This window comes from Pseudomonas sp. GM30 (assembly GCF_000282275.2).
Lineage (GTDB): Bacteria > Pseudomonadota > Gammaproteobacteria > Pseudomonadales > Pseudomonadaceae > Aquipseudomonas.
Genome location: NZ_AKJP02000015.1, coordinates 35,649 through 61,160 on the forward strand (window position 1 = coordinate 35,649; position 25,512 = coordinate 61,160).

Genomic DNA, 25,512 nt, shown 5'->3' on the forward strand with positions numbered 1-25,512 from the left:
CTCAAAATCCAAGGCTGGATAACAAATCGTCCACATCGTCCTGACCGGACACAACGTCTTCTCGTTTATCGGCATGAATCTGCGGACCTTCACCCTGCGAGAGATGTTTTTGTGGATCTTTTTCTGCAAGCATCGCGGCGCGGTCGTGTTCGATGCCCGCAAAGCGGTCCACCTGACTGGCCATGAGGACGAGTTTGAGCAAATTGCTTTCGACTTCGGTGACCAGCTGGGTCACACGCTTGATCACTTGACCGGTGAGGTCCTGATAATCCTGAGCCAGCAGGATGTCGTTCAGATTGCTCGACACCGCACGGTTGTCCGTGCTGCTGCGTGACAGAAAACCGTCGACCCGGCGCGCCAGCTCGCGGAACTCTTCAGCCCCGACCTCGCGACGCATGAAGCGGCCCCAATCGGTGCTCAGCGCCTGGGCTTCTTCAGCCAGGCCATTGACCACCGGCGTGGCGCTTTCCACCAGATCCATGGTGCGGTTGGCCGCGGCTTCGGTCAGCTTGACCACATAGCCCAGGCGTTCGGTGGCGTCGGTGATTTGCGACACTTCCTCGGCCTGCGGCATGTGCGGATCGATCTGGAAATTGACGATCGCACTGTGCAGTTCGCGTGTGAGCTTGCCCACTTCCTGATACAGGCCGCGGTCACGGGTCTGATTGAGCTCATGGATCAGTTGCACAGCGTCGCCGAACCTGCCTTTTTCAAGGCTCTCGACCAGTTCGACCGCGTGTTTTTTCAGGGTCGACTCGAAATCGCCCTGTGAAGATTCGTTATGCTCCATAGCTCCCCCGCGCGTCATCAGCCGATGCGTTCGAAAATCTTCTCGATTTTGTCTTTCAACGCCTGAGCCGTGAAAGGTTTGACCACGTAGCCGTTCACACCGGCCTGAGCGGCCTCGATGATTTGCTCGCGCTTGGCTTCAGCGGTCACCATCAGCACCGGCAGATGCTTGAGTTTTTCATCGGCACGCACGTGGCGCAGCAAGTCGATACCGGTCATGCCCGGCATGTTCCAGTCCGTTACCAGAAAGTCGATGCTGCCGCTGTTGAGCACCGGAATGGCGGTCGTGCCATCGTCGGCCTCGACGGTGTTGGTGAACCCGAGATCGCGCAGCAGGTTCTTGATGATCCGCCGCATCGTTGAGAAGTCATCAACGATGAGGATTTTCATGTCTTTGTTCAATTCGACCTCCAAGCAGTCTTAAACGCGCCCAGCACCTGGACGCGCCACTTCAATCAATCGGCGCAGCACTCGAAGACTGTCTGGAGCACAACAGAGCAAGACCGGTGCCGTTCATCACCGCACCAGCCTCGTTCGCAGTGTCCCCACACTGCCTTCAGCGCGCTCGCCACTCCCCCAAACGCCCCCGCAAACGGGCCGCGCACTGGCTGTGTAACTGGCTGACCCGCGATTCACTGACGCCAAGGACTTCACCGATTTCCTTGAGGTTCAGTTCTTCGTCGTAGTACAGCGCCAACACCAGTCGCTCACGCTCCGGCAAATTGGCAATCGCGTCCGCCAGCGCCGCCTGGAAGCGTTCATCTTCCAGATCGCGTGACGGCTCAAGATGAGCACTGGCGCCATCCTCGTGCAGCCCTTCGTGTTCGCCGTCCTGCAACAGGTCGTCGAAACTGAACAGCCGGCTGCCCAGGGTGTCATTCAAAATCCCGTAGTAATCGTCGAGACTCAATTGGAGTTCGGCCGCAACCTCGTGATCTTTAGCGTCACGGCCGGTTTTAGCTTCAATTGCGCGAATTGCGTCGCTGACCATACGGGTGTTGCGGTGAACCGAGCGCGGAGCCCAGTCCCCTTTGCGTACTTCGTCGAGCATCGCGCCGCGGATCCGGATGCCCGCGTACGTTTCGAAACTGGCGCCTTTGCTGGCGTCGTATTTGGTCGAGACTTCGAGCAGGCCGATCATCCCGGCCTGAATCAGGTCTTCAACCTGCACACTCGCCGGCAAGCGCGCCAGCAGGTGATAGGCAATGCGCTTGACCAGTGGCGCGTAACGCTCGATCAACTCGTATTGCGCGTCACGTGCCGACTTCTTGTAGTAGTTCATACCGCTCGCGGTCATAACACAGGCCCTGCCGTTTGCTGCACGAGGCGCTCGACGAAAAACTCCAGGTGACCGCGCGGGTTGGCAGGCAGCGGCCAGGTATCGACCTTCTGCGCGATCGCCTTGAACGCCAGCGCGCACTTGGAACGCGGAAAGGCTTCATAGACCGCTCGCTGCTTCTGCACGGCCTTGCGCACGCTTTCGTCGTACGGCACCGCGCCGACGTATTGTAAGGCGACGTCGAGGAAGCGATCCGTGACCTTGGTCAACTTGGCGAACAGGTTGCGCCCTTCCTGCGGGCTCTGCGCCATGTTGGCGAGGACGCGGAAGCGGTTCATGCCGTAGTCGCGGTTGAGCAGTTTGATCAGCGCGTAGGCGTCGGTGATCGAGGTCGGCTCGTCGCAGACCACCAGCAACACTTCCTGGGCGGCGCGGACAAAACTGACTACCGAGTCACCAATACCCGCAGCGGTGTCGATCACCAGCACATCGAGGTTGTCGCCGATGTCGCTGAAGGCCTGAATCAGACCGGCATGTTGCGCCGGGCTCAGGTGCACCATGCTTTGGGTGCCGGAAGCGGCCGGCACGATGCGGATCCCGCCGGGCCCCTGCAACAGCACGTCGCGCAGCTCGCAGCGGCCTTCGATCACATCGGCCAGAGTACGTTTGGGGGTCAGCCCCAGCAGAACGTCGACGTTCGCCAGCCCCAGATCGGCGTCCAGCAGCATGACCCGACGGCCAAGCTCTGCCAGCGCCAGAGACAAGTTCACTGACACGTTAGTCTTGCCGACGCCACCTTTGCCGCCGGTCACCGCGATCACCTGTACGGGATGCATGCTGCCCATGTTATTTCTTTACCTTGTCTTGCATAGACGGAGGCCACATTACTGGCTGCGCGTTCACAACCGGAACAATGCATGGCAGACCATCGATGTAGGTACAAAAACTGTTCATTACCTCAGCCAACCTGCTTGGTCGGGCTGTGGTAGATATCAGCGAACATGTCAGCCATGGCTTCTTCGCTGGGTTCTTCCTGCATTTGCACGCTGACGGCGCGGCTGACTAACTGATGACGGCGCGGCAGATGCAGATCATCCGGAATCCGTGGGCCGTCGGTCAGGTACGCGACCGGCAGTTCATGACTGATCGCCAGGCTCAACACTTCGCCAAGGCTGGCCGTCTCATCCAGTTTAGTCAGGATGCAGCCGGCTAGCCCGCAACGCTTGTAACTGTGATAAGCGGCGGTTAGAACCTGTTTCTGGCTGGTGGTTGCCAGCACCAGATAATTTTTTGAACGGATACCACGCCCGGCCAGACTTTCCAGTTGCATGCGCAGGGCCGGATCACTGGCCTGCAGGCCGGCGGTATCGATCAGCACCACGCGTTTGCGCAGCAGCGGGTCGAGCGCCTGCACCAGCGACTGGCCCGGATCGACGTGGGTCACCGGCACGTTGAGAATCCGCCCCAACGTCTTGAGTTGTTCCTGCGCGCCGATGCGGAAGCTGTCCATGCTCACCAGCGCGACATTCTGCGCGCCGTACTTGAGCACGTAGCGCGCAGCGAGTTTGGCCAGCGTGGTGGTCTTGCCCATGCCGGCCGGGCCGACCATGGCAATCACCCCGCCCTCTTCCAGCGGCTCGACTTCCGGCACCGCGATCATCCGCGCCAGATGCGCAAGCAGCATGCGCCAGGCCTGACGCGGTTCTTCGATGTCGGTGATCATCGCCAGCAGATCGCGCGACAACGGCCCGGACAGACCGATGCGTTGCAGACGGCGATACAGATTGGCTTGGGCCGGACGGCTGCCTTGCAGCTGATTCCAGGCCAGCGTGCCGAGCTGCACTTCCATCAGCTCGCGCAGACTGTTCAATTCGAAACGCATCGAATCCAAAGCACGCGGATCGACACCAGCGGACGCCGGTGCAGGTGCCGGAGCCGGACGCGCCGGGGCGGAGTAAGTCGGTTCGCTCAACGGCTCGGCAGCGGTCAGCGGCAGGCCGGCCGTCAACGGCAGCCCGGCAAAGATCTGGCGATTGCTGTTGCCGTCGGCTTCGCCACGCAGGCTCAGCTCGGCCTGAGCGGTCACGATGCGCGACTGGGTCTTGCGCAGCTCGTCCTCGAGTTCCATGTTCGGAACCCGTGGCGCCAGCGCCGACAACTTGTAATCCAGTGCCGCCGTCAGCTCGACACCGCCGGCAATACGGCGGTTGCCAATGATGGCGGCATCAGCGCCCAGCTCATCACGAACCAGCTTCATGGCCTGACGCATATCGGCGGCAAAGAAACGCTTAACTTGCATAAACCACTACCTCAGCCGTTGGGCCCTACTGTCGCAACGATGGTCACTTGCTTGTTGTCCGGTATTTCCTGGTAGGCCAGCACGTGCAGCCCTGGAACTGCGAGGCGACCGAAACGCGAGAGCATCGCGCGGATCGGGCCTGCTACCAACAGGATCACCGGCTGACCTTGCATTTCCTGACGCTGCGCCGCTTCGATGAGCGAACGCTGCAGCTTCTCGGCCATGCTTGGCTCCAGCAGAACGCCCTCTTCAGAGCCTTGTCCTGCCTTCTGCAGACTATTGAGCAATATTTGTTCCAACCTTGGTTCCAAGGTGATCACAGGCAGCTCGGAGTCAGTGCCTACAATGCTTTGGACGATGGCGCGGGATACGCCGACGCGCACTGCAGCCACCAAGGCGGCGGTATCTTGACTCTTGGCGGCGTTGTTGGCGATAGCCTCGGCAATGCTGCGGATATCGCGCACCGGTACGTGTTCAGCCAGCAGCGCCTGCAACACCTTGAGCAACTGCGACAGCGACACCACCCCCGGCACCAACTCTTCAGCCAGTTTCGGCGAGCTTTTGGCCAGCAATTGCATGAGTTGCTGCACTTCCTCGTGGCCGATCAGCTCACTGGAGTGCTTGTACAGAATCTGGTTCAAGTGAGTTGCGACCACGGTACTGGCGTCGACCACGGTGTAACCGAGCGATTGCGCCTGCGCACGCTGGCTGACTTCGATCCACACCGCCTCCAGACCGAAAGCCGGATCTTTGGCGGTAATGCCGTTGAGCGTGCCGTAGACCTGCCCCGGGTTGATCGCCAGTTCGCGGTCCGGGTAGATCTCGGCTTCGGCGAGGATCACGCCCATCAGCGTCAGGCGATAGGCGCTCGGCGCCAGATCGAGGTTGTCGCGGATGTGCACGGTCGGCATCAGGAAGCCCAGATCCTGCGAGAGCTTCTTGCGCACGCCCTTGATCCGCGCCAGCAACTGCCCGCCCTGATTGCGATCCACCAGCGGGATCAGGCGGTAACCGACTTCCAGACCGATCATGTCGATCGGCGTCACGTCGTCCCAGCCCAGTTCCTTGGTTTCCATAGCGCGGGCCGGCGACGGCAGCAATTCCTGCTGACGCTGAACCTCTTGCAGCGCCTGCACCTTGGCGACGTTCTGCTTTTTCCAGAACAGGTACGCGCCACCGGCAGCCAGTGCGGCCATGCTCAGGAACGAGAAGTGCGGCATGCCCGGGACAAGGCCCATGACCGCCATCAAACCAGCGGCCACCGCCAGGGCTTTTGGCGAGGCGAACATCTGGCGGTTGATCTGTTTGCCCATGTCTTCCGAACCGGAAGCACGGGTCACCATGATCGCTGCCGCTGTCGATAACAACAGTGATGGCAATTGCGCCACCAAACCGTCACCGATGGTCAGCAAGGCGTACACCTTGCCCGCGTCCGCGAAGGTCATGTTGTGCTGGAAGATACCGACGGCCATACCGCCGATGAGGTTGATGAACAGAATCAGCAGGCCGGCGATGGCGTCACCACGGACGAACTTGCTGGCACCGTCCATCGAACCGTAGAACTCGGCCTCTTGGGCGACTTCCTGACGGCGAGCCTTGGCCTGGTTCTGGTCGATCAGACCGGCGTTGAGGTCGGCGTCGATCGCCATTTGTTTGCCGGGCATCGCATCGAGGGTGAAGCGCGCGCTCACCTCGGAAATCCGCCCGGCACCCTTGGTCACCACGACGAAGTTGATGATCATCAGGATCGCGAAGACCACGATACCGACCACGTAGTTACCGCCGATCACCACTTCACCGAAGGCCTGGATCACCTTGCCGGCAGCGGCGTGGCCGTCCTGACCGTGGAGCATCACCACCCGCGTCGAGGCCACGTTCAACGCCAGCCGCAGCAGCGTCGCCACCAGCAGAATGGTCGGGAACACCGCGAAATCCAGCGGCCGCAGCGCATACACGCAGACCAGCAGCACGACAATCGACAGCGCAATGTTGAAGGTGAAGAACACGTCCAGCAGGAACGGCGGCACCGGCAACATCATCATCGCCAGCATGACCAGCAGCAACAACGGCACGCCCAGATTGCCTCGACTGAGGTCGGCAACATTCGAGCGAGCAGTGTTGAATAACTGAGAGCGATCCACCGGTTTTCCCCGTTCCTTTAAAGCAAACTTTTGACGCCCAAAGCAGGCGCACGGCGGCTACTGCAAGAAGCCTTCCAACTTTTGCCGGGGATTGAAATTGAGCTTTGTTTCGGGGAATTGTCTTGCCTGAAGCCGGGCGCCATGGAGCCGACCGCAAAACAGTCGCAGGACGGCTGTCACCCTTAGCGCAGGTGAACAAAAATCAGAAAAACTCGCGTATTGGCGAATTTATCCGGCAATCAAAATTTGCTTTGGATTAATTTCACCAAGACGCAAATCGCGGCCCACCAGATAGCGCGCCCCCTTACGGATCTGCCTGCCTTCCACCTCGACATACTCTTCCTCAGAATAGCCAAATCTCACGATTTCATCAGGCTCATGAAAAGGATCATCGGGGCGTGCCTTCAGCACACTCAGTGCCCAGGTAAAGTGAATGTTCGGCACATCCTGCGGCTTTATCTCCCGCTCGTCCTCCCATCGATAGTCCCGCCCACCGGTGATTTTTATCTGATCACCGACCGTGTCGAATTGGGGCTTTTGATAACGCATCTGTAGACCATTGCCACTCCATATATCGAAGTAGTTATCAGGAGAGGAGAACACTCTGACCAACGCCTCAACGGTGCCAATGTTGCCAGCTGCACTGTTGAATCTGTTGTAGAGACCATGGTAGGCCACCCCTTCCAACTCTGGCTTGATCGCATTGGTACTCGAATCGAGATAACCCGGCACATACGTATTACTCATGTACTTGAAATGCGTTAAGTCCAACGTCGCCATAAAAGTGACCGTGCAAGCGATATGCACAGACTCTTTCACCACCGACCCGGAAACGAACTCGTACCTCATTCCTTCAAGCTTTCTGTAGTTTTCCTGCATGATCTTCTCCTTGGCGAATGTTAGACACAGGTCAGAAGGCGACTTGCCCGGGAAACCTGCCAGGGAACATGGGATAGCTGAATGCCCTTTGTGTCCACTGTCAGAACTAACAGGTTGAGGTCTTTTTCAGACAGGCGGAAGGTCGCGATCTTTTGATTTATCAGGAATCGCGCCGCAATGAACACAGATTGGAGGTATCACACAGATCACCTGTGGGAGCGGGCTTGCCCGCGAAGAGGCCAGCAGCCACACCGCAAGAGCCACAGCGCCTTTTAAACGCAAATGTTTAAAAGACACTTAAAGACACGCCTTGCGGGCTACACATCCTTGCGCCATTGCCTACAGCCAAGCCAGAATCCGCCGGCTTGTGCGCCTTGGGGTCGGGTTCTATTGTGGATCGGTCGCTGACGAATCAGCGATCGGGTTTAGCGACTCGGACTATCTCAGTGCATCAGCGTTCGTTGCTTCGTTGCGGGACTCTTCGCCCGCAATTATGTTATGGCGGCTGTATGCGGGAGACCTTTGGGTCTACCGGGGTGCCTGAGACCGGTTCGCTAACCTGCGTACAGCTGCCACCTTCACTTGTTTAGCGACAGGGGAAGAGTGGCTCCATAACTCAGGAGCTTCACAATGATCAAACCAACACCCAACCCACCCGAAACCGACGCCACCTCCCCCTACGAATCCCTCGATTCAAAAAAGCTCCACGACGCGGCCGACCGGGCCCTCGACCATTACCTCTGCTCCCCCGGCGCCACGCCCATTCAACGTAAAACCCGCTCGATGTACGCCGTCACCGCAGACTTCAAAAACGAAGAACTGCTGGCCGATGCCTGCGAAACCCTCGCCTCAGCCAGAACCATCGCCAATGACTTCGCCCATCTCATACCCGCATCGCAGCGCAGGACGCTGCTGGGTATTGCGCAACTGATCATGCTCGGCGAACTGGCGGTGAATCGCGCGCTGGATAATCTGCAGTTGCCGGGCTGAGAAGTCAGACGAGAAACTGTGGCGAGGGAGCTTGCCCGTCCGTCCCGCTCGGCTGCGCAGCACGCCGTAAACCCTGAACTCGCGGTATTTCTGAAAGATCGCAGTGACAGGTTTTAGGGCCGCTGCGCAGCCCAGCGGGAGCAAGCTCCCTCGCCACAATGACTGCGGCAGGAGTCGAAGTTTCATTGGGTCAGGTGGGGAGCTGGCGGTGAATCGCGCGCTGAATGATCTGGAATTGCCGGGCCAAGAAGGCACGCAAGAACCTGTGGCGAGGGAGCTTGTCGAATCGTCGCACCGTCCCGCTCGGCTGCGCAGCAGTCGTAAAACCTGCGCTCGCGGTATTTCTGAAAGATCGAAGCGTTAGGTTTTAGGGCCGCTGCGCAACCCATCGGGGCGGTGCGACGTCTCGCTGAATCCCCTCACCACAATGACCTCGGCAAGAGCGGGTCATCATTGGGTCAGGCATAAAAAACCGCCGCCCCGCTCAATCGGGACGGCGTTTTTTTATCGGTAAGTTCAGATATCGCGGCGCAGATCCGATGAAATCGGCAAAACTTTTCAACACACCAAATTATTTAGAAACGGATACTTTTCACTTCCATTGACCCCTCTTTCACAAGTTCAAACTCAACACTCGCACCCTCTGTGATTTTAAACATGCGCCTATGCCCCTCAGGAACGATGAGGTAGTAACTTTCCTCACCTCTAGTTTTTGAGCTGCCGCTTAAATCGACTGCGCACTCTGCCTCATACCTGAACTTGTAAAAACTCGGGGAAAAGGTGGGATCTATGGAAGAAGAGTCGACTTGAGTGTCCGCCTCAATGAGGACCTTACCCGTGCTTTCGTCATAGCTTTTGAATTTACCCTTCATTGTCTTTCTCCCTGCTTTCACAGAAGTGCGCGCACCGACTGTGCAGCGCCATCCAGCCAGCAAACCGCAAACGCACTTGTTCCACACCTGTAAAACCTGACAGGTGCGACATGTTTCCAGACGAAAGGTAATATTTGAATTGCGCCGATAACCCGGCGCCGTCAGCAAGTCGTCCTTGAGATCCTTTCAGCGACAAACCAGATACTCAGCATGGCCGTTGCTCGCTCAGTCGCCCTTTAAACTTCGGTGTTTAAAAGACACCTTCAGACACGCCTTTCAGGCTACAAATCCTTGCGCCATTGCCTACAACCAAGCCAGAATCCGCCGGCTTGTGCGCTTTGGGGGCGGGTTCTATTGTGGATCGGTCGCTGACGAATCAGCGATCGGGTCTCGCAGCCCGCTGATTTCTAGACGCACAACTTCCGTCCTCGCTTTATGGCGGCTGTACGTGGGAGACCTTTGGGTCTGCCGGTTCTAGAGTCCCGGTCTGCGACCCGCGTATAGCTGCCACCTCCCTTTCGTATCGCAGCGAAATGTGGCAGCTCCGTCGACTCTAGGAGCTTTACCATGATCAAACCAACACCCAACCCACCCGAATCCGACGCCACCTCCCCCTACGAATCCCTCGATTCAAAAAAGCTCCACGAAGCGGCCGATCGTGCCCTCGACCATTACCTCTGCTCGCCCGGCGCCACGCCCATTCAACGTAAAACCCGCTCGATGTACGCCGTGACCGCCGACTTCAAAAACGAGGAACTGCTGGCCGATGCCTGCGAAACACTCGCCTCAGCCAGAACCATCGCCAATGACTTCGCCCACCTCATACCGGCGTCGCAGCGCAGGACGCTGCTGGGCATCGCGCAACTGATCATGCTCGGCGAACTGGCGGTGAATCGGGTGATGGATAATCTGGAGTTGCCGACCTAAGAAGGGAGGCAAGAACTGTGGTGAGGGGATTCATCCCCGATCGGCTGCGCAGCAGTCGCGAAACCAGAGCACGCGGTATTCCTGAAAGATCGAAGTCTCAGGTTTTAGGGCCGCTGCGCAGCCCATCGGGGATAAATCCCCTCACCACAATGACTGCGGCAGGAGTCGAAGTATCAATGGGTCAGGTATAAAAAACCGCCGCTCCGTTTGTTCGGGGCGGCGGTTTTTTTGATCACGGCAAACGTCAGGAATCGCGCCGCAGATCCGGCGGGATCGGCAAATCGTCTTTGAGTGGATCCGGGCGTTTGCCCTTGCCGGCGCGGTACTGGCGGATCTGGTAGACGTAGGCCAATACCTGAGCGACGGCCAGGTACAGGCCGCCGGGGATTTCCTGTTCAAGTTCGGTGGAGTAGTAGATCGAGCGCGCCAGCCCCGGTGACTCCAACAGCATGACGTTGTTGGCGACGGCGATTTCGCGGATCTTCAGCGCGAGGAAGTCGCTGCCCTTGGCCAGCAGCACCGGCGCGCCGCCCTTCTCCGAGTCGTACTTGAGCGCGACGGCGTAGTGGGTCGGGTTGGTGATGACCACGTCGGCGTCGGGAATCGCTGCCATCATCCGCCGCTGCGACATTTCGCGCTGGGTCTGGCGGATGCGCTGCTTGACCTCCGGGCGGCCTTCCTGATCCTTGTGCTCGTCGCGCACTTCCTGCTTGGTCATCAGCAGTTTCTTGTGCGCTTCCCAGAGCTGCACCGGGACATCGACGGCGGCGATGATGATCAGGCCGCAGGCCAGCCACAATGTGCTCCAGCCGACCAGCGTGACGCTGTGAATGATCGCCATCTCGAGCGGTTCATGAGCGATACGCAACAAATCGTCGACATCGGATGACAACACCACCAGCGCCACAGACAAGGTGATCAGAAACTTCGCCAGCGCCTTGAGCAGTTCGACCACCGCCTTGAACGAAAACATCCGTTTCAGCCCCGAGGCCGGGTTCATCCGGCTGAACTTGGGCGCCATGGAGCCGGCTGCAAACAGCCAGCCACCGAGGGAGATCGGCCCGATCAACGCCGCCAGCAACAGGGTGATCATGATCGGCTGGATTGCCAGCAGCGCCATCTGGCCCGACTGCAACAGAAACCTGCCCATGGCCCCCTGATCCATGATCACTTCGCGCGAGAGGGTGAAGTTCAGGCGCATCAGCTCCATCAGGTCTTCGGCCAGCATGCCGCCGAACACCAGCAGCGCACCGGCGCCGGCCATCATCACGGCGAGGGTGTTGAGCTCTTTGGAGCGGGCAATCTCGCCCTTCTCCCGGGAGTCCTTTTTCCGTTTGTCCGTGGGGTCTTCTGTTTTGTCCTGACCGCTTTCGCTCTCAGCCATGACTCAGCGCGCCCGTGCCAGTTCGCGTAACAGCTGCAAGGCCTCGCTGGCCAGCGGCTGATACTGATTGAGGATGTCCGCCAACCCGACCCAGACGATGAACAGGCCCAGCACCAGGGTCAGCGGGAAACCGATGGAGAAGATGTTCAGTTGCGGCGCGGCGCGGGTCATCACGCCGAATGCGATGTTGATCACCAACAGCGCGGTGACCGCCGGCAGCACCAGCAACAACGCGGCCCCCAGAACCCAGCCGAGCTTGCCGGCCAGCTCCCAATACTGCGCCGTCATCAACCCGCCGCCAACCGGCAGCGTGGTGAAACTCTCGGTGAGCACTTCGAAGACCACCAGGTGGCCGTTCATCGACAGGAACAGCAAGGTCACGAGCATGGTGAAGAACTGCCCGATCACCGCCACCGAGACGCCGTTGGCCGGGTCAACCATCGAGGCGAAGCCCATGCCCATCTGGATCGCGACAATCTGCCCGGCCACGGCGAACGCCTGAAAAAACAGTTGCAGGGAAAACCCCAGCACCGCACCGACCAGAATCTGCTCGGCAATCAGCAACCAGCCGCTGAGCGCAAGCGGACTGACCTCCGGCATCGGCGGCAGCCCCGGGGCAATGCACACGGTAATGGCCACGGCGAAATACAGGCGTATCCGCCGCGACACCAGCGTGGTGCCGAACACCGGCATGACCATCAGCATCGAGGCGACACGAAACAGTGGCAACATGAACGACGCCACCCAGGTACTGATCTGGGTGTCGGTCAGCTGAAGCAGCGACTGCATGGCTTAGCCGATGACCATCGGAATGTTTTTGTACAACTGGATGATGTATTCCATGAACGTCTGCACGATCCACGGACCGGCGACGATCAGCGTCACCAGCATCACCAGCAGACGCGGCAGGAAGCTCAGGGTCTGTTCGTTGATCTGCGTCGCTGCCTGGAACATCGCCACCAGCAAACCGACCAACAGGCTCGGCACTACCAGAATCGCGACCATTAGAGTGGTCAGCCACAGCGCTTCACGAAAGATATCGACCGCGACTTCCGGCGTCATGGCGAAACACCTCCGAAACTGCTGGCCAGGGTGCCGATGATCAGCGCCCAGCCATCCACCAGTACGAACAGCATGATCTTGAACGGCAGCGAAATGATCAGCGGCGAGAGCATCATCATCCCCATCGCCATCAGCACACTGGCCACGACCAGGTCGATGATCAGGAACGGAATGAAGATCATGAAGCCGATCTGGAACGCGGTTTTAAGCTCGGAAGTGACAAACGCCGGCACCAGAATGGTCAGCGGCGCCTGATCCGGGGTGGCGATGTCGGTGCGCTTGGAGAGGCGCATGAACAGCTCCAGATCGCTGGTGCGGGTCTGGGCGAGCATGAAGTCCTTGATCGGCACCTGGGCTTTTTCCACCGCTTGCTGCGCGGTGAGTTTTTCCGCCAGGTACGGCTGCAGCGCATCGTTGTTCACCCGGTCGAACACCGGGGCCATGATGAACATGGTCAGGAACAGCGCCATGCCGGTGAGGATCTGGTTCGACGGTGTCTGCTGCAGGCCGAGGGCCTGACGCAGGATCGAGAAGACGATGATGATTCGGGTGAAACTGGTCATCAGAATCACGGCCGCCGGAATGAAGCTCAGGGCGGTCATGATCAGCAGGATCTGCAGGCTGACCGAATACTCCTGCGCGCCGTCGGCGTTGGTGCCCAGCGTGATCGCCGGGATCGACAACGGGTCGGCGGCGAACGCCAGCGGCGCGGCCAGCATCAGGGCCAGCGTCAAGACGATGCGTAGCGCACCCATTACTTCTTATCCTTCTGATCCTTGCCGAGAATCTTCAGCAGATGCTGGGCAAATTCCGGGGTCGCTTTTTCACTGCTGCTCGGCACTTGCACCGGCTCCTTGAGCACGTGCAGCGCGGTGATGGTGCCAGGGCTCAAGCCGAGCAGAATCTGCTCGTTGCCGACCTGCACCAGCATCAACCGGTCACGCGGGCCGAGCGCGCGGGAGCCGATCAGTTCGATCACCTGGCCCTTGCCCGCCGGCCCCGACTGTTGCACCCGGCGCAGCAGCCAGGCGAGGAAGAAGATCAACCCCAGCACCAGCAACAGACCGAACACCAGTTGCGTCAGTTGCCCGGCCACGCCGCTGTTGACCATCGGCGCGGTGGCAGCAGGCACGGTCGTCGCCGTCGACGGCTCGGCGGCCAGCACGCTCAATGGCAATGCCAGCAAAGCCCAGAGAAACCGTTTCACTCAGCGCAGCTTCTTGATGCGTTCGCTTGGGCTGATCACGTCGGTCAGGCGGATACCGAACTTCTCGTTGACCACCACCACTTCGCCGTGCGCAATCAGCGTGCCGTTGACCAGCACGTCCAGCGGCTCACCGGCCAGACGATCGAGCTCGATCACCGAACCCTGGTTCAGTTGCAGCAGGTTGCGGATGTTGATGTCGGTGCTGCCCACTTCCATCGAGATCGACACCGGGATGTCGAGGATCACGTCCAGGTTCGGACCGTCCAGGGTCACCGGATCGTTGTTTTTCGGCACGCTGCCGAACTCTTCCATCGGCAGACGGTTGGAGCTTGCAGCGCCAGCGTCGGCGGCCAGCAGTGCGTCGATGTCAGCCTGGCTGCCATCACCGGTCTCTTCCAGGGCCGCAGCCCATTCGTCGGCCAGTGCCTGATCGTCCTGGGCGTTCATTTCGTCGTTCATCATGTGTCCTCGGCGGGCAACAATTCAGTTAAATGCGTGGGGGGTGAGAGCGACGCTTCAGCGCCGCTCGATCGGCTCGATCACCTGCAACGCGAGGTTGCCTTTGTGCGAGCCCATCTTGACCTTGAAGGCCGGTACGCCGTTGGCGCGCATGATCATGTCTTCCGGCATTTCGACCGGGATCACATCCCCCGGCTGCATGTGCAGGATGTCGCGCAGCTTCAACTGGCGGCGGGCCACGGTGGCGCCGATCGGTACGTCGACATCGAGCACGTCCTGACGCAGGGCGTTGACCCAGCGCTCGTCCTGATCGTCGAGGTCCGACTGGAAACCGGCGTCGAGCATTTCGCGTACCGGCTCGATCATCGAGTACGGCATGGTCACGTGCAGGTCACCGCCACCGCCATCGAGTTCGATGTGGAAGGTGGAGACCACGATCGCTTCGCTCGGGCCGACGATGTTGGCCATGGCCGGGTTCACTTCCGAGTTGATGTACTCGAAATTGACTTCCATGATCGCCTGCCAGGCTTCCTTCAGATCGACGAACGCCTGCTCCAGCACCATGCGCACCACACGCAGTTCGGTCGGGGTGAATTCACGCCCTTCGATCTTGGCGTGACGGCCGTCGCCGCCGAAGAAATTGTCCACCAGCTTGAACACCAGTTTGGCGTCGAGGATGAACAGCGCGGTGCCGCGCAACGGTTTGATCTTGACCAGGTTGAGGCTGGTCGGCACGTACAGCGAGTGCACGTATTCGCCGAACTTCATCACCTGCACGCCACCGACGGCAACGTCCGCCGAGCGGCGCAGCATGTTGAACATGCTGATGCGGGTGTAACGGGCAAAACGCTCGTTGATCATTTCCAGAGTCGGCATGCGTCCACGGACGATGCGATCCTGGCTGGTCAGGTCGTAGCTTTTGACACTGCCGGGTTCGGCAGCGTTATCGGTCTGTACCAGACCATCGTCGACGCCATGCAACAGCGCGTCGATTTCATCCTGGGACAGCAGATCCTGCACGGCCATGTCGTGTTCCTACTGCAGTACGAAATTAGTGAAAAGCAACTGTTCGATCACCACTTTGCCCAGCTCTTTCTGCGCCACTTCCTGGACGCTGGCGGTAGCCTTCTGGCGCAACATCTCCTGGCCGACCGGGGTCGCCAGCGTGGCGAAATCCTGACCGGAGAAGAGCATCACCAAGTTGTTGCGGATCACCGGCATGTGCACTTTGAGCGCCTCCAGATCGGCCTGGTTACGCGCCAGCATGGTGATGCTCACCTGCATGTAGCGCTGACGGCCGTTCTGGTTGTAGTTGGCGACAAACGCCGGCGCCATCGGCTCGAAAATCGCCGGTTGCTTGCCGACCGGAGTGGCCTCGGCCGCTGCGGCAGGCTTGCTCTGAGCACTGTGCATGAAGTACCAGGTCGCGCCCACGGACACACCGATCGCCAGCAGCAGAGCCACCACGATCAGGATGATCATCTTGAGTTTGCCTTTGGTCGCGGGGTCTTTTACAGCTGCTGCTTCGCTCTTCGCCATGCCAATAATCCGTCACTAATCGGGTTTTCACAGTCGCACGGCAAGGCAAGAGCAAGTGTTATGCCAGAAGTGTCGGAGGAGATTGGAAGGCACCGCAAAACAACGGTGGGAGCGAGCTTGCTCGCGAAGGCGGTGTGACAGACAACTTCAGAGTTGAATGTTTAACCGCTTTCGCGAGCAAGCTCGCTCCCACAGGGGGATACAGCGTTGTGTCAGGCGTAGTAGTCGACGGCGCTGGAGCCGATCACGCTGGTGGTCTGCGCAGCGGCTTCCGCCACTGTCGCCGGCGTCAGCTCTTCGTCCGCCGAATCCAGGCGTCCACCAACGGCGCTGGTGCGGCCGCTCTGGCCCTGCTGCGCCTGTTCCTGACCCTGCTGACCCTGCCAGCCACGGCTCTGGTCGGAGACATTGACGTCGACCTGGCCCATGCCCTGCTGGGTGAACATGTCGCGCAGGCGATGCATCTGACCGTCCAGCGCTTCACGCACGCTTGGATGCGCGCTCATGAAGGTCACCTGGGTCTGCTGGTCCGGCACCATGTTCACCCGGATATCCAGACGCCCGAGTTCTGCCGGCTGCAATTGAATATCCGCCGCCTTCAGGTTGGCGCTGGACAGGTACATGACGCGGTTGACGATTTCCTCGGTCCAGCCGCTCTGGTGCATCGCGATCGGTTGATTCACCGGCACCGCGTTCGCAGTTTTCGGAGTGGCCGCCTGGGTCAGCGCCGCCAGACGGTTGGCGAAATCATCGACCCGGGTGTCGCTGGTAGCAGCCTTCAGATCTTTCAGGCCATCGTCGATCAACCCGCTGAAGGCCTTTTCGCCATTCTGACTGGTGCTGTCCTTGTCGGCCTGCACGTCGAGCATGCTGGCCATGCCGGCGGCGAAGTTCTGCGCGGCAGTCAATTCACCGTCGGCCTGGGTCTGGGCCGGTGTAGCTTTGGCTTGTGTCTGGCTGCTGGCGGAAATGTGTCCGCCCTGCTCCATCGCCATGCGCAGCGCCGGCAACGAATCGAGTGGATCGGCCGCCGGGTCGAAAGCGCTGTCGGTCGATGCCGCCGGATCTTTGACCACGGCTGGCGCGACGGTTGCGGCCACGACCGGCGTTTCAGCCTTGGTCGGCTCCGATGTTGCAGCGACTGGCGCTGCCACCACTGGCGCGGTGACCAGCGGTTGCACGGTTTGCGCCAGGGCCGGATCCAGTGCTGGATCCACCGCAGGAGTGTCCGCCACTGGCGTCTGCGCGCTGTCGGCGGCAGCATCGGCGGCGGCCTTGTCAGCGGCGGCCTGATCATCGGAGGTGGTCGACGCGGTCTTGTCGGCAGGCAAGGCATTGCCGCTATCGGCAACGGTCTGTTGCGTGGCGGCAGATTTATCCTTGCTGAAATCCTTCTTGTCGCTGTTGTCGGCCACCTTGTCGCGCGCCGGCTTCACCGAATTGTCAGCGCTCGCAAGGGGCTTCTTCGGGCCTTGATCGGCGAACACCTGAGCGAAGCTTGAGGCCTTGTCCCCGGTGTCTGCGGCCATGACCGGCGCTTTCGCGGCGGCAGCTTGCGCCTTGGCCTGGGCGGCAGATTGAAGAAGAACATTGGGGGTCGCAGGCATGACACGGTCTCCGCTGCACTGGGATCGTAGGTACAGTTGACGGAGATTAGTGCAAGTGTCGGGCCAGTTTTGTCCGGTGCTTGCGAAAAGCGTCGGTCGGCAGGATTCAATGCGTCAGGGCGTGCTGGCGTTCGTCTTCGTAGATCGGGCGGACATCGGCGAATTCGCTGCTGATGTCAGCCACGAGCCTGGCAATGTCCAAGGGGCTTTTATTTTTGGCTTCCGATTCCAGCTCTTGGCAGAGCGCCGCCAACCGGACAGCTCCCATGTTACTGGCGCTGCCCTTGAAGCTATGGGCAACTTCAGACAAAGCCGTGGCATCCACCGTCTTCTTCAGCTCATCCAAGCGACTTTCGGAATCCGCCAGAAAGGTATCCAGAAGCTCCGGATAACCATCCTCCATGACTTCGCGCAGTACGCTTAGCGCCTCGCGATCAATATGTATCTCAGTCACTTGTTCACTCCTTGATCAAGAATCGGCGAATTATGCCTTAACCTCCCAGAAAAACTCTACGCAAGCACTGCGACCTTCGTCCGACCAACTGGCGTTATGCCCCAATTGCCGGATCAAACTGACGCCGCGCCCCGACAAACGGACATCGTCCAGCGGCCGTTCCATCACCCTCGCCACGTCAAAACCCTTGCCGCTGTCTTCGACGCGAATGACCAGGCAGCCTCCGGCACCTTGCGGCTTCACTTGCAGATGCACGCGCACGTAACCGTCCTGCAAGGCCTCGAGGCGCGCATTACGCTGCTGGTAATAGCTGGCAAACCCGGCGGCATCGCGCTTGAGGCTGGAATCGAGACCCAGCACGCCATGTTCCAGCGCATTGGAATACAACTCGGCGAGCACGCTGTAGATCGCCCCGCCCTGGGTGCGCAAACCGTGTACTTCCTGCAACAACTGCAGCAGATACGGCAAGGGATTGAAACGTTTGAGCGTAGCCCCGCGAAACTCGAAGCTTACCGACCAGTCCAGCGGGCTCGACTGGCCGCTGTCGGAATACACCGGCGCCGACGGCACGACATGCGCCGCCTCAAGCAGGCTGATCTCGACCATGCTCACGTCGTCACGGGGTTCGCCGCGAAATTCGCACAAGGCTTGCTCAATCTCGGCGAACAGGTTGTCCGGCTCGCGGTTGGCGGCGAACAGCTGCTGCAAACGCTCGACACCAAACAACCGGTCCTCGGCGTCAGTGGTGTCGATCACGCCATCTGACAGCAGGAACACTCGATCCCCGACCGCCATGGCCTGCACTTCGGTGCGATCGTCAAACGCCTGCGGGCTGAGCACCCCCAACGGCAAATGGCGCGCCGCCAGCGGCAACCGCTCGCCCGTGGCGATACGGTGCAGATAACCGTCGGGCATGCCGCCGTTCCACACTTCCACCGTGCGCCGCTGAAAGCTCAGGCAAAGCATGGTCGCGCAGCAGAACATGTCCACCGGCAGGATGCGCTTGAGCTTGGCGTTCATCTCGCGCAGGGTTTCCGCCAAGCCGTAACCCTTGGCAGTCATGCCGTAAAACACTTCGGCCAGAGGCATCGCCCCCACCGCCGCCGGCAAGCCGTGACCGGTGAAATCACCCAGCAGCACATGCATGTCGCCGGCCGGGGTATAGGCCGCCAGCAGCAGATCGCCGTTGAACAACGCATAGGGTGATTGCAGGTAGCGAATATTCGGCGCGCTCAGGCAACCCGAATGCGCGACCTTGTCGAACACCGCTTTGGCCACGCGCTGTTCATTAAGCAGGTAATCGTGATGTTTAGCGATCAGGTCACGCTGCTGCAGGACCGTGGCCTGCAAGCGGCGCAAGCGATCCATCGCCTTGATTTTGGCGGCGAGGATCACCTGATTGTAGGGCTTCGCCAGAAAGTCGTCGCCACCCGCCTCCAGACAACGAGCCAGCGCTTCGCTCTCGGTCAGCGAGGTCAGGAAGATGATCGGCACCAGGGTCTCCCCCGCCAGCGCTTTGATCTGCCGCGCCGCTTCGAAGCCGTCCATCACCGGCATCATCGCGTCCATCAGCACCAGATGCGGTGGCTGACGCCGAAATACCTCCAGCGCTTCGGCGCCATTGGCGGCGGTCAGCACTTCATGGCCCTGGCGGCGGACGATGGTCGACAGCAGCAGACGGTCGGCGGCGCTGTCTTCGGCGATCAGGATGGTCAGCGGCTCTTGCGCCTGCATGGCCGTCAACTGATGTCGAACAGTTTGTCGAAGTTGGAGATGGCGAGGATCTTGCGCACGTCGGAGTTGCTGTTGATCACCCGCACGTCCGAGTCGTCGCCACCGGCGTGATCGCGCAGCAGGAGCAGCATGCCCAGCGCTGAACTGTCGAGGTAGGTGGCATCTTTCAGATCAACCACGATGGAGTCAGGTTTTCTGTTAAGCCGCTCATAGGACTCGCGAAATTCCTGATGGCGCCCAAAATCGAACCGCCCCCTGACCGAAATCGTCAGTTTTTGACCATCCGGAGAGACTTCTGTAACGACTGACATTGACTGGCTTCCTTGTCATTGACGAACGTGTACAAGGTTTAGCACCTGGACAGGGTTGGGGCAAGGTGCAGAGCAAAGTCAAAAGATCGCAGCGTACCGCAGCTCCTACAGGATCGGTGTAGGAGCTGCCGAAGGCTGCGATCTTTTGATCTGGTTTTAAAAAGGATCGTGCCGCGGCAAGCGCTGCGACAACTCGTCCAGCAGCTTCTGCTCGCGCTTGTCTTCGAGGCGTTGCGCCTCTTCGCGGTAGCGCTGCACGAGTTTGCGCAAGCCTTCGACCTTGGCAAACGCCTCCTGCCAGGCGTCCCGCGCCTTGATCAGGTTGTTCTGGTGCCAGACCAGGCTTTGCCGCTGCTGGTCGATCGCGGTGTCCAGTTGCGCGAGGAAGCCGTGATACCCCAGCAGCCATTGCCCGGAAACCCCGTCGCTGCCCCGCACGATCCACTGTTCCTGATAATCCAGACGAAAGGCGTCGAGGTCGGCCAGTTTGCTTTCGGCCACTTTGACCTGGCCCTGAAAGTAACCCAGGCGCTGCACGGCGGTTTTCTCGGCCTGTTCGGCCATTTCCACCACCGGTGCCAGACGCGCAGCTCGGCTCACGGCCATGGCCGGTTACCCGCCCGCCGCAGGCGCGAACAGGGTTTCGAGGTAAGCCTGGCTCTCGCCCATGTTGATCTTGTCGTTCAGCCCCTGGCGCTGGTAGCGGGTCAGTTGCGGTTGCAGCGAGATCGCCAGATCGGTCTCGCGGTCGCCACCAGCGACGTAAGCGCCGACGCTGATCAGGTCGCGGCTCTGCTGATAGCGCGACCACAGCTGCTTGAAGTACTGCGCGCGCTGCATGTGTTCCGCCGAGACCACGGCCGGCATTACCCGGCTGATCGACGCTTCGATGTCGATGGCCGGGTAGTGCCCTTCTTCGGCCAGACGCCGGGACAACACGATGTGGCCGTCGAGCACGCCCCGCGCCGAGTCGGCAATCGGGTCCTGCTGGTCATCGCCTTCGGACAATACGGTGTAGAACGCGGTGATCGAACCCCCGCCCTTCTCCGCATTACCGGCGCGCTCCACCAGTTTCGGCAGTTTGGCGAACACCGAGGGCGGATAACCCTTGGTCGCTGGCGGCTCGCCGATAGCCAGAGCGATTTCCCGCTGGGCCTGGGCGAAACGGGTCAGCGAATCCATCAGCAACAGGACGTTCTTGCCCTTGTCGCGGAAATACTCGGCGATCCGCGTGCAGTACATCGCCGCGCGCAGACGCATCAGCGGCGCATCGTCCGCCGGCGAGGCGACGACCACGGAACGCTTGAGGCCTTCTTCACCGAGGATGTGCTCGATGAACTCCTTAACTTCTCGACCCCGCTCACCGATCAGACCGACGACGATAATGTCGGCCTCGGTGAAGCGGGTCATCATGCCCAGCAGCACCGATTTACCGACACCGGTACCGGCGAACAGACCCAGACGCTGACCACGCCCGACCGTGAGCAAACCGTTGATGCAACGGATGCCGACGTCCAGCGGTTCGTGGATCGGGTCGCGGTTGAGCGGGTTGATGGTCGGGCCGTCCATTGGCACCCAGTCTTCAGCCTTCATCCCGCCCTTGCCGTCCAGCGCGCGCCCGGCGCCGTCGAGTACGCGACCGAGCATGCTCATGCCCATCGGCAGGCGACCGGTTTCCGCCAGCGGCACCACACGGGCGCCCGGGGCGATACCGGCGACGCTGCCGACCGGCATCAGAAAGACTTTGCTGCCGGAAAAACCCATGACTTCCGCTTCCACCTGGGACGGGTGATAGCTGTCGTCATTGATCACCAGGCAACGCGTGCCCATGGCGGCGCGCAGGCCTTCGGCTTCAAGGGTGAGGCCGACCATGCGCAGCAGGCGGCCTTCGAGAATCGGCGCGCCGGCGATTTCAGTGGCGTCGGCATAGGTGCTGAGGCGCTTGGCGAAACTGGTGCGTTCAAGGCGCATCGGGGGTGTCCGCGAGCGGCTCTTCAGGGGCAGCCGCCGCTTGGCTTTCTTCAGGAATGTCCAGGCTCAGATCGGGCGCCGCCGGGTGCAGGGCCTGTTCATGCAACTGGTCGAACAGTTTGGCCATGACCTGGGTCACGCGGGTCTCGATGCTGGCGTCGATGCGGCTGTGCTCGGTTTCAACCCGGCAACCGCCCGGCAGCAACGTGTCGTCTTCGACGATGCGCCAGGTTTCTTCATGGCGCTCGCGCAACGCCTTGGCCTGCTCGAAGTCCTGCGGATTGACGTACAGACGCACGTTGTCCACGCCCAACGGCAGCAGCTTGAGCGCGTCGCGCATGACGTGTTCGATCTGGCTGGAGTCAATCGCCAGTTCGCGCTTGATCACCTGTCTGGTGATGTGTTGCACGAGGTCGACCAGCGATTTTTCGATCTGCGTGTCTTGCTCGGCAATCGGCTCGAACAGGTGGGTCATCAGTTGTTCGAGGCTGGCGAGTTTCGCCGCCAGCGCCACTTCGGCTTCCTGACGCACCTTCAGCGTGGTGCTGTGAAACCCTTCTTTCTCGCCGATGCCGAAGCCCTCGTTGTAAGCTTCCTGACGGATGCTTTCGAGTTCTTCCAGAGTCAGTGGCTGGACTTCTTCCAGCGGCACTTCTTCCATTTCCGGCGGTTCGGGCTCCGGTTCCGGCTCGGGTTCCGGTTTCGGCGGATCGAAGCTGGGCAGCGCCCAGGATTCGAAACCACGGACATCGCGGGCGCGGATCAGATCCGTCACTGACTCGTCATGCTTGTCCATGGGCTTAGATCATTTCCTCGCCGCCCTTGCCACCGAGTACGATCTCGCCGGCCTCGGCCATACGACGGGCAATGGTGAGGATTTCCTTCTGCGCGGTTTCCACGTCGCTGACGCGCACCGGGCCTTTGGCTTCGAGGTCGTCGCGCAACAGTTCGGCCGCACGTTTGGACATGTTCTTGAAGATCTTCTCTTTGACGCCTTCGTCCGAACCCTTGAGGGCCAGTACCAGTACGTCGGAGGACACTTCGCGCAACAGCGCCTGGATGCCACGGTCGTCGACGTCGGCGAGGTTGTTGAACACGAACATGAGGTCTTCGATCTGACCGGACAGGTCTTCGTCGACTTCGCGGATCGAGTCCATGAGCTGGCCTTCGATCGAGCTGTCGAGGAAGTTCATGATGTCCGCCGCACGCTTGATGCCACCCAGGGTGGTGCGCGAGGCATTCGAGTTGCCGGAGAACTGCTTCTCGAGAATCTGGTTCAGCTCTTTCAACGCAGCCGGTTGCACGGTGTTCAACGACGAGACGCGCAGGATGATGTCCAGACGCACCTTGTGGTCGAAGTTGCCGAGCACTTCACCGGCCTGATCCGGGTCGAGGTATGCCACCACGATCGCTTGAATCTGCGGGTGTTCGTAACGGATCACGTCGGCAACCGCGCGCGGCTCCATCCATTTCAGGCTGTCGAGGCCGCTGGTGTTGCCACCGAGCAGGATGCGGTCGATCAGGCCGTTGGCCTTGTCTTCACCCAGCGCCTGGGTAAGCATTTTACGCACGTAGTCGTCGGAGCCGACGCCGAGGCTGGTCTGGTCGCCGACGATGTCGACGAACTCGCTCATGACCTGCTCGACCTGCTCGCGATGGACGTTGCCCATCTGCGCCATGGCCACACCCACACGCTGAACCTCTTTGGGGCCCATGTGGCGCAGCACTTGCGCGGCATCGGTCGAACCCAGGGACAGCAGCAGAATCGCGGCTTTGTCGACCTTGTTCAGTTTGACGGTTGCGGCTCGGTTATCACTCATCTGCGTTAATCCACTCTTTCACGACCTGAGCCACGCGACCCGGATCCTCGGCCACCAAGCTCTTGATTGCATTCAGTTGTGCGTCGTAACCCTCGCTCGGGCTTGGCAACAGAATGCTCTGCGGACCACCGAGGCTCACGCGGTCGTTGGCCAGGTCGCCGTCCAGGCCGCCCATGCCACCGAGTTCCACGTCGCTGCCCAGACCGGCCAGCTCCTTGCCTTTGCCGCCGCCGGTGATGTTGTTCAACACCGGACGCAGCACACCAAACACCAGCACCAGGATGAACAACACACCCAGCACTTGTTTGACGATGTCCCAGAACCATGGCTGGGAGTAGAACGGAATATCGGCGACCACTTCACCGCGCTCGGCGGAGAACGGCATGTTGATCACGCTGACGCTGTCGCCACGGCTGGCATCGAAACCGACCGCATCCTGCACCAGACGGGTGAAGCGCGCCAATTCGTCGGCGCTCCACGGCGCGCGGGTGGTTTCACCGTTGGCCGCATTGACCTTGACCTGATCGTCGACCACCACCGACACCGACAGACGATTCAGGCGACCCTGCTGCTGTTTGGTGTGGCTGATGGAACGGTCGAGCTCGAAGTTCTTGGTGGATTGTTGACGCTTGTCGGCCGGATACGGCGCGAGCATCGGCTGGCCGGTGGCCGGGTCCATGATCTGCTGACCGTTGGCATCGACCAGTGGCTGACCTGGCTGAATCATCCCGGTAGAAGCTTGCGCGCCACCGGTGGTTTGCGGGGCCGAAGCCGGTGCCGGCGGCTGGTTGCTGAGCGCACCCGGCACACCTTGCGGGCCATTGCTGGCGGTGCGTTGTTCGTTGACCGACTGCTCGCTGCGCAACGCCGGCTGGTCCGGGTTGAACTGCTCGGCGGTGGATTCGACGGCACTGAAATCGATGTCGGCCGAGACTTCAGCCTTGTAGCGATCGTTGCCCAGTACCGGCTGCAGAATGTTGTGCACGCGCTGGGTGAGCATGCTTTCCATGCGACGGCTGTAATCGAACTGCTTGCCGGCCATGGTCATTTCGGAGTTTTCCGCCTGATCGGAGAGCAGGTTGCCCTTCTGATCGACGACGGTGATCTGCGATTTGCTCAGCTCGGGAACGGAGGTCGCCACCAGGTTGATGATCGCCACCACCTGACCCGGCTCCAGCGAACGCCCGGAGTACAACTCGACCAGCACCGAAGCGCTTGGCTTGCGTTCATCGCGCACGAACACCGAGCTCTTCGGAATCGCCAGGTGCACGCGGGCGCCCTTGACGTTGTTCAGGCTGGAGATGGTGCGCGCCAGTTCGCCTTCGAGACCGCGACGGTAACGCGTCGCTTCCATGAACTGGCTGGTGCCCAGACCCTGTTCCTTGTCGAGGATTTCGAAACCGATGTTGCCGTCGCTGGGAGTGACACCAGCGGCCGCGAGTTTCATCCGCGCACGGGACAGGTCGTCAGCCTTGACCAGCAAGGCGCCGGAGTTCGGCTCGACGGTGTAAGGGATGTCGGCGGAGGCCAGGGTGTCCATGACCTGCTTGGCGTCCATGCCGGCAAGGCTGCCGTACAACGGACGGTAATCCGGCTGCTGCGACCACAGCACCACGGCAAAGCCAATCGCCACGCTCGCAGCCAGGCCGACCAACAGGCCCACCTGACGCAGCATGGTCATCTCGGAGAGGTTTTCCAGGAAGGACAGGCCGAACAGCGGCGGTTTGCCGTCTATCGGGGTGGCCTTGGCCGGAACGTTATCGGCGACTGCTTCTGCCATGACTCAAT

The 25,512-nt window shown here is 60.5% G+C and carries 27 protein-coding genes; 2 read left to right on the plus strand and 25 right to left on the minus strand.

The genetic code is table 11. The features are described from left to right. Position 1: 1 nt before the first annotated feature. From PMI25_RS11760 to PMI25_RS11790, 7 genes are all read right to left on the minus strand, one after another. Positions 2 to 790 (minus strand): protein phosphatase CheZ, encoded by a 789-nt coding sequence (locus PMI25_RS11760; protein ID WP_027613919.1) that lies wholly within the window; start codon positions 788 to 790, stop codon positions 2 to 4. A 17-nt stretch (positions 791 to 807) separates the two neighbouring features. Beyond that, on the minus strand, positions 808 to 1,179 hold the full coding sequence (locus tag PMI25_RS11765; protein WP_024012118.1) for a chemotaxis response regulator CheY: 372 nt from the start codon (positions 1,177 to 1,179) through the stop codon (positions 808 to 810). A 166-nt stretch (positions 1,180 to 1,345) separates the two neighbouring features. Next, positions 1,346 to 2,086, minus strand: coding sequence for an RNA polymerase sigma factor FliA (fliA, locus tag PMI25_RS11770; RefSeq protein ID WP_003222919.1), 741 nt, complete (start codon positions 2,084 to 2,086; stop codon positions 1,346 to 1,348). After that, positions 2,083 to 2,913 carry a flagellar synthesis regulator FleN gene (gene fleN, locus PMI25_RS11775; RefSeq protein WP_003222917.1) on the minus strand — a complete coding sequence of 277 codons (831 nt, stop codon included), beginning with the start codon at positions 2,911 to 2,913 and terminating at the stop codon, positions 2,083 to 2,085. Before fleN ends, fliA begins: the two co-directional genes overlap by 4 nt. A gap of 113 nt (positions 2,914 to 3,026) precedes the next feature. Beyond that, complete coding sequence (gene flhF / locus PMI25_RS11780) at positions 3,027 to 4,367, minus strand: flagellar biosynthesis protein FlhF (protein ID WP_007969651.1); 1,341 nt, start codon at positions 4,365 to 4,367, stop codon at positions 3,027 to 3,029. An 11-nt stretch (positions 4,368 to 4,378) separates the two neighbouring features. Next, positions 4,379 to 6,508 (minus strand): flagellar biosynthesis protein FlhA, encoded by a 2,130-nt coding sequence (gene flhA / locus PMI25_RS11785; RefSeq protein WP_027613918.1) that lies wholly within the window; start codon positions 6,506 to 6,508, stop codon positions 4,379 to 4,381. Positions 6,509 to 6,736: 228 nt separating this feature from the next. Continuing rightward, positions 6,737 to 7,387 (minus strand): hypothetical protein, encoded by a 651-nt coding sequence (locus tag PMI25_RS11790; RefSeq protein WP_007969653.1) that lies wholly within the window; start codon positions 7,385 to 7,387, stop codon positions 6,737 to 6,739. A gap of 630 nt (positions 7,388 to 8,017) precedes the next feature. Here PMI25_RS11790 and PMI25_RS11795 point away from each other — a divergent pair. Further along, entirely contained in the window at positions 8,018 to 8,377 is a 360-nt protein-coding gene (locus tag PMI25_RS11795; RefSeq protein ID WP_007969655.1) for a DUF6124 family protein, read from the plus strand. Between the two features lie 575 nt (positions 8,378 to 8,952). Here the strand turns inward: PMI25_RS11795 and PMI25_RS11800 are convergent. After that, a complete protein-coding gene (locus tag PMI25_RS11800; RefSeq protein WP_007966257.1) occupies positions 8,953 to 9,249 on the minus strand; it encodes a hypothetical protein in 297 nt (98 codons plus the stop codon). Between the two features lie 567 nt (positions 9,250 to 9,816). Between PMI25_RS11800 and PMI25_RS11805 the strand changes: the two genes are divergently transcribed. Beyond that, entirely contained in the window at positions 9,817 to 10,176 is a 360-nt protein-coding gene (locus tag PMI25_RS11805; protein WP_007966255.1) for a DUF6124 family protein, read from the plus strand. 244 nt (positions 10,177 to 10,420) lie between these two features. Here PMI25_RS11805 and flhB read toward each other — a convergent pair whose 3' ends face one another. The 17 genes from flhB to fliF form a co-directional block, all read right to left on the minus strand. Beyond that, entirely contained in the window at positions 10,421 to 11,560 is a 1,140-nt protein-coding gene (gene flhB, locus PMI25_RS11810; RefSeq protein WP_007966253.1) for a flagellar biosynthesis protein FlhB, read from the minus strand. Between the two features lie 3 nt (positions 11,561 to 11,563). After that, positions 11,564 to 12,349, minus strand: coding sequence for a flagellar biosynthetic protein FliR (fliR, locus tag PMI25_RS11815; RefSeq protein ID WP_007966251.1), 786 nt, complete (start codon positions 12,347 to 12,349; stop codon positions 11,564 to 11,566). 3 nt (positions 12,350 to 12,352) lie between these two features. Then, on the minus strand, positions 12,353 to 12,622 hold the full coding sequence (gene fliQ, locus PMI25_RS11820) for a flagellar biosynthesis protein FliQ (protein WP_007920026.1): 270 nt from the start codon (positions 12,620 to 12,622) through the stop codon (positions 12,353 to 12,355). After that, a complete protein-coding gene (gene fliP, locus PMI25_RS11825) occupies positions 12,619 to 13,377 on the minus strand; it encodes a flagellar type III secretion system pore protein FliP (protein ID WP_003222895.1) in 759 nt (252 codons plus the stop codon). Before fliP ends, fliQ begins: the two co-directional genes overlap by 4 nt. Further along, positions 13,377 to 13,829, minus strand: coding sequence for a flagellar biosynthetic protein FliO (fliO, locus tag PMI25_RS11830; RefSeq protein WP_007966250.1), 453 nt, complete (start codon positions 13,827 to 13,829; stop codon positions 13,377 to 13,379). The genes fliP and fliO overlap by 1 nt, the downstream gene beginning before the upstream one ends. Next, entirely contained in the window at positions 13,830 to 14,288 is a 459-nt protein-coding gene (gene fliN, locus PMI25_RS11835; protein ID WP_003222891.1) for a flagellar motor switch protein FliN, read from the minus strand. Between the two features lie 57 nt (positions 14,289 to 14,345). Further along, a complete protein-coding gene (gene fliM / locus PMI25_RS11840; RefSeq protein WP_003222890.1) occupies positions 14,346 to 15,314 on the minus strand; it encodes a flagellar motor switch protein FliM in 969 nt (322 codons plus the stop codon). Between the two features lie 9 nt (positions 15,315 to 15,323). Next, positions 15,324 to 15,827 (minus strand): flagellar basal body-associated protein FliL, encoded by a 504-nt coding sequence (gene fliL, locus PMI25_RS11845; RefSeq protein WP_007966247.1) that lies wholly within the window; start codon positions 15,825 to 15,827, stop codon positions 15,324 to 15,326. A 212-nt stretch (positions 15,828 to 16,039) separates the two neighbouring features. Continuing rightward, a complete protein-coding gene (locus tag PMI25_RS11850; protein ID WP_007966246.1) occupies positions 16,040 to 17,434 on the minus strand; it encodes a flagellar hook-length control protein FliK in 1,395 nt (464 codons plus the stop codon). Positions 17,435 to 17,540: 106 nt separating this feature from the next. Then, a complete protein-coding gene (locus PMI25_RS11855) occupies positions 17,541 to 17,888 on the minus strand; it encodes an Hpt domain-containing protein (protein ID WP_007966245.1) in 348 nt (115 codons plus the stop codon). A 30-nt stretch (positions 17,889 to 17,918) separates the two neighbouring features. Beyond that, entirely contained in the window at positions 17,919 to 19,622 is a 1,704-nt protein-coding gene (locus PMI25_RS11860) for an ATP-binding SpoIIE family protein phosphatase (RefSeq protein ID WP_007966244.1), read from the minus strand. Between the two features lie 5 nt (positions 19,623 to 19,627). Next, complete coding sequence (locus tag PMI25_RS11865) at positions 19,628 to 19,933, minus strand: STAS domain-containing protein (protein ID WP_007966243.1); 306 nt, start codon at positions 19,931 to 19,933, stop codon at positions 19,628 to 19,630. A gap of 156 nt (positions 19,934 to 20,089) precedes the next feature. Continuing rightward, entirely contained in the window at positions 20,090 to 20,539 is a 450-nt protein-coding gene (gene fliJ, locus PMI25_RS11870) for a flagellar export protein FliJ (protein ID WP_007966242.1), read from the minus strand. A gap of 6 nt (positions 20,540 to 20,545) precedes the next feature. Then, complete coding sequence (gene fliI, locus PMI25_RS11875) at positions 20,546 to 21,904, minus strand: flagellar protein export ATPase FliI (protein WP_007966241.1); 1,359 nt, start codon at positions 21,902 to 21,904, stop codon at positions 20,546 to 20,548. Further along, a complete protein-coding gene (fliH, locus tag PMI25_RS11880) occupies positions 21,894 to 22,700 on the minus strand; it encodes a flagellar assembly protein FliH (protein WP_007966240.1) in 807 nt (268 codons plus the stop codon). The genes fliI and fliH overlap by 11 nt, the downstream gene beginning before the upstream one ends. A gap of 4 nt (positions 22,701 to 22,704) precedes the next feature. Next, a complete protein-coding gene (fliG, locus tag PMI25_RS11885; RefSeq protein ID WP_007920042.1) occupies positions 22,705 to 23,724 on the minus strand; it encodes a flagellar motor switch protein FliG in 1,020 nt (339 codons plus the stop codon). After that, positions 23,717 to 25,504, minus strand: a complete 1,788-nt coding sequence (gene fliF / locus PMI25_RS11890) for a flagellar basal-body MS-ring/collar protein FliF (RefSeq protein ID WP_007966239.1) — start codon at positions 25,502 to 25,504, stop codon at positions 23,717 to 23,719. The genes fliG and fliF overlap by 8 nt, the downstream gene beginning before the upstream one ends. Positions 25,505 to 25,512: the final 8 nt, after the last annotated feature.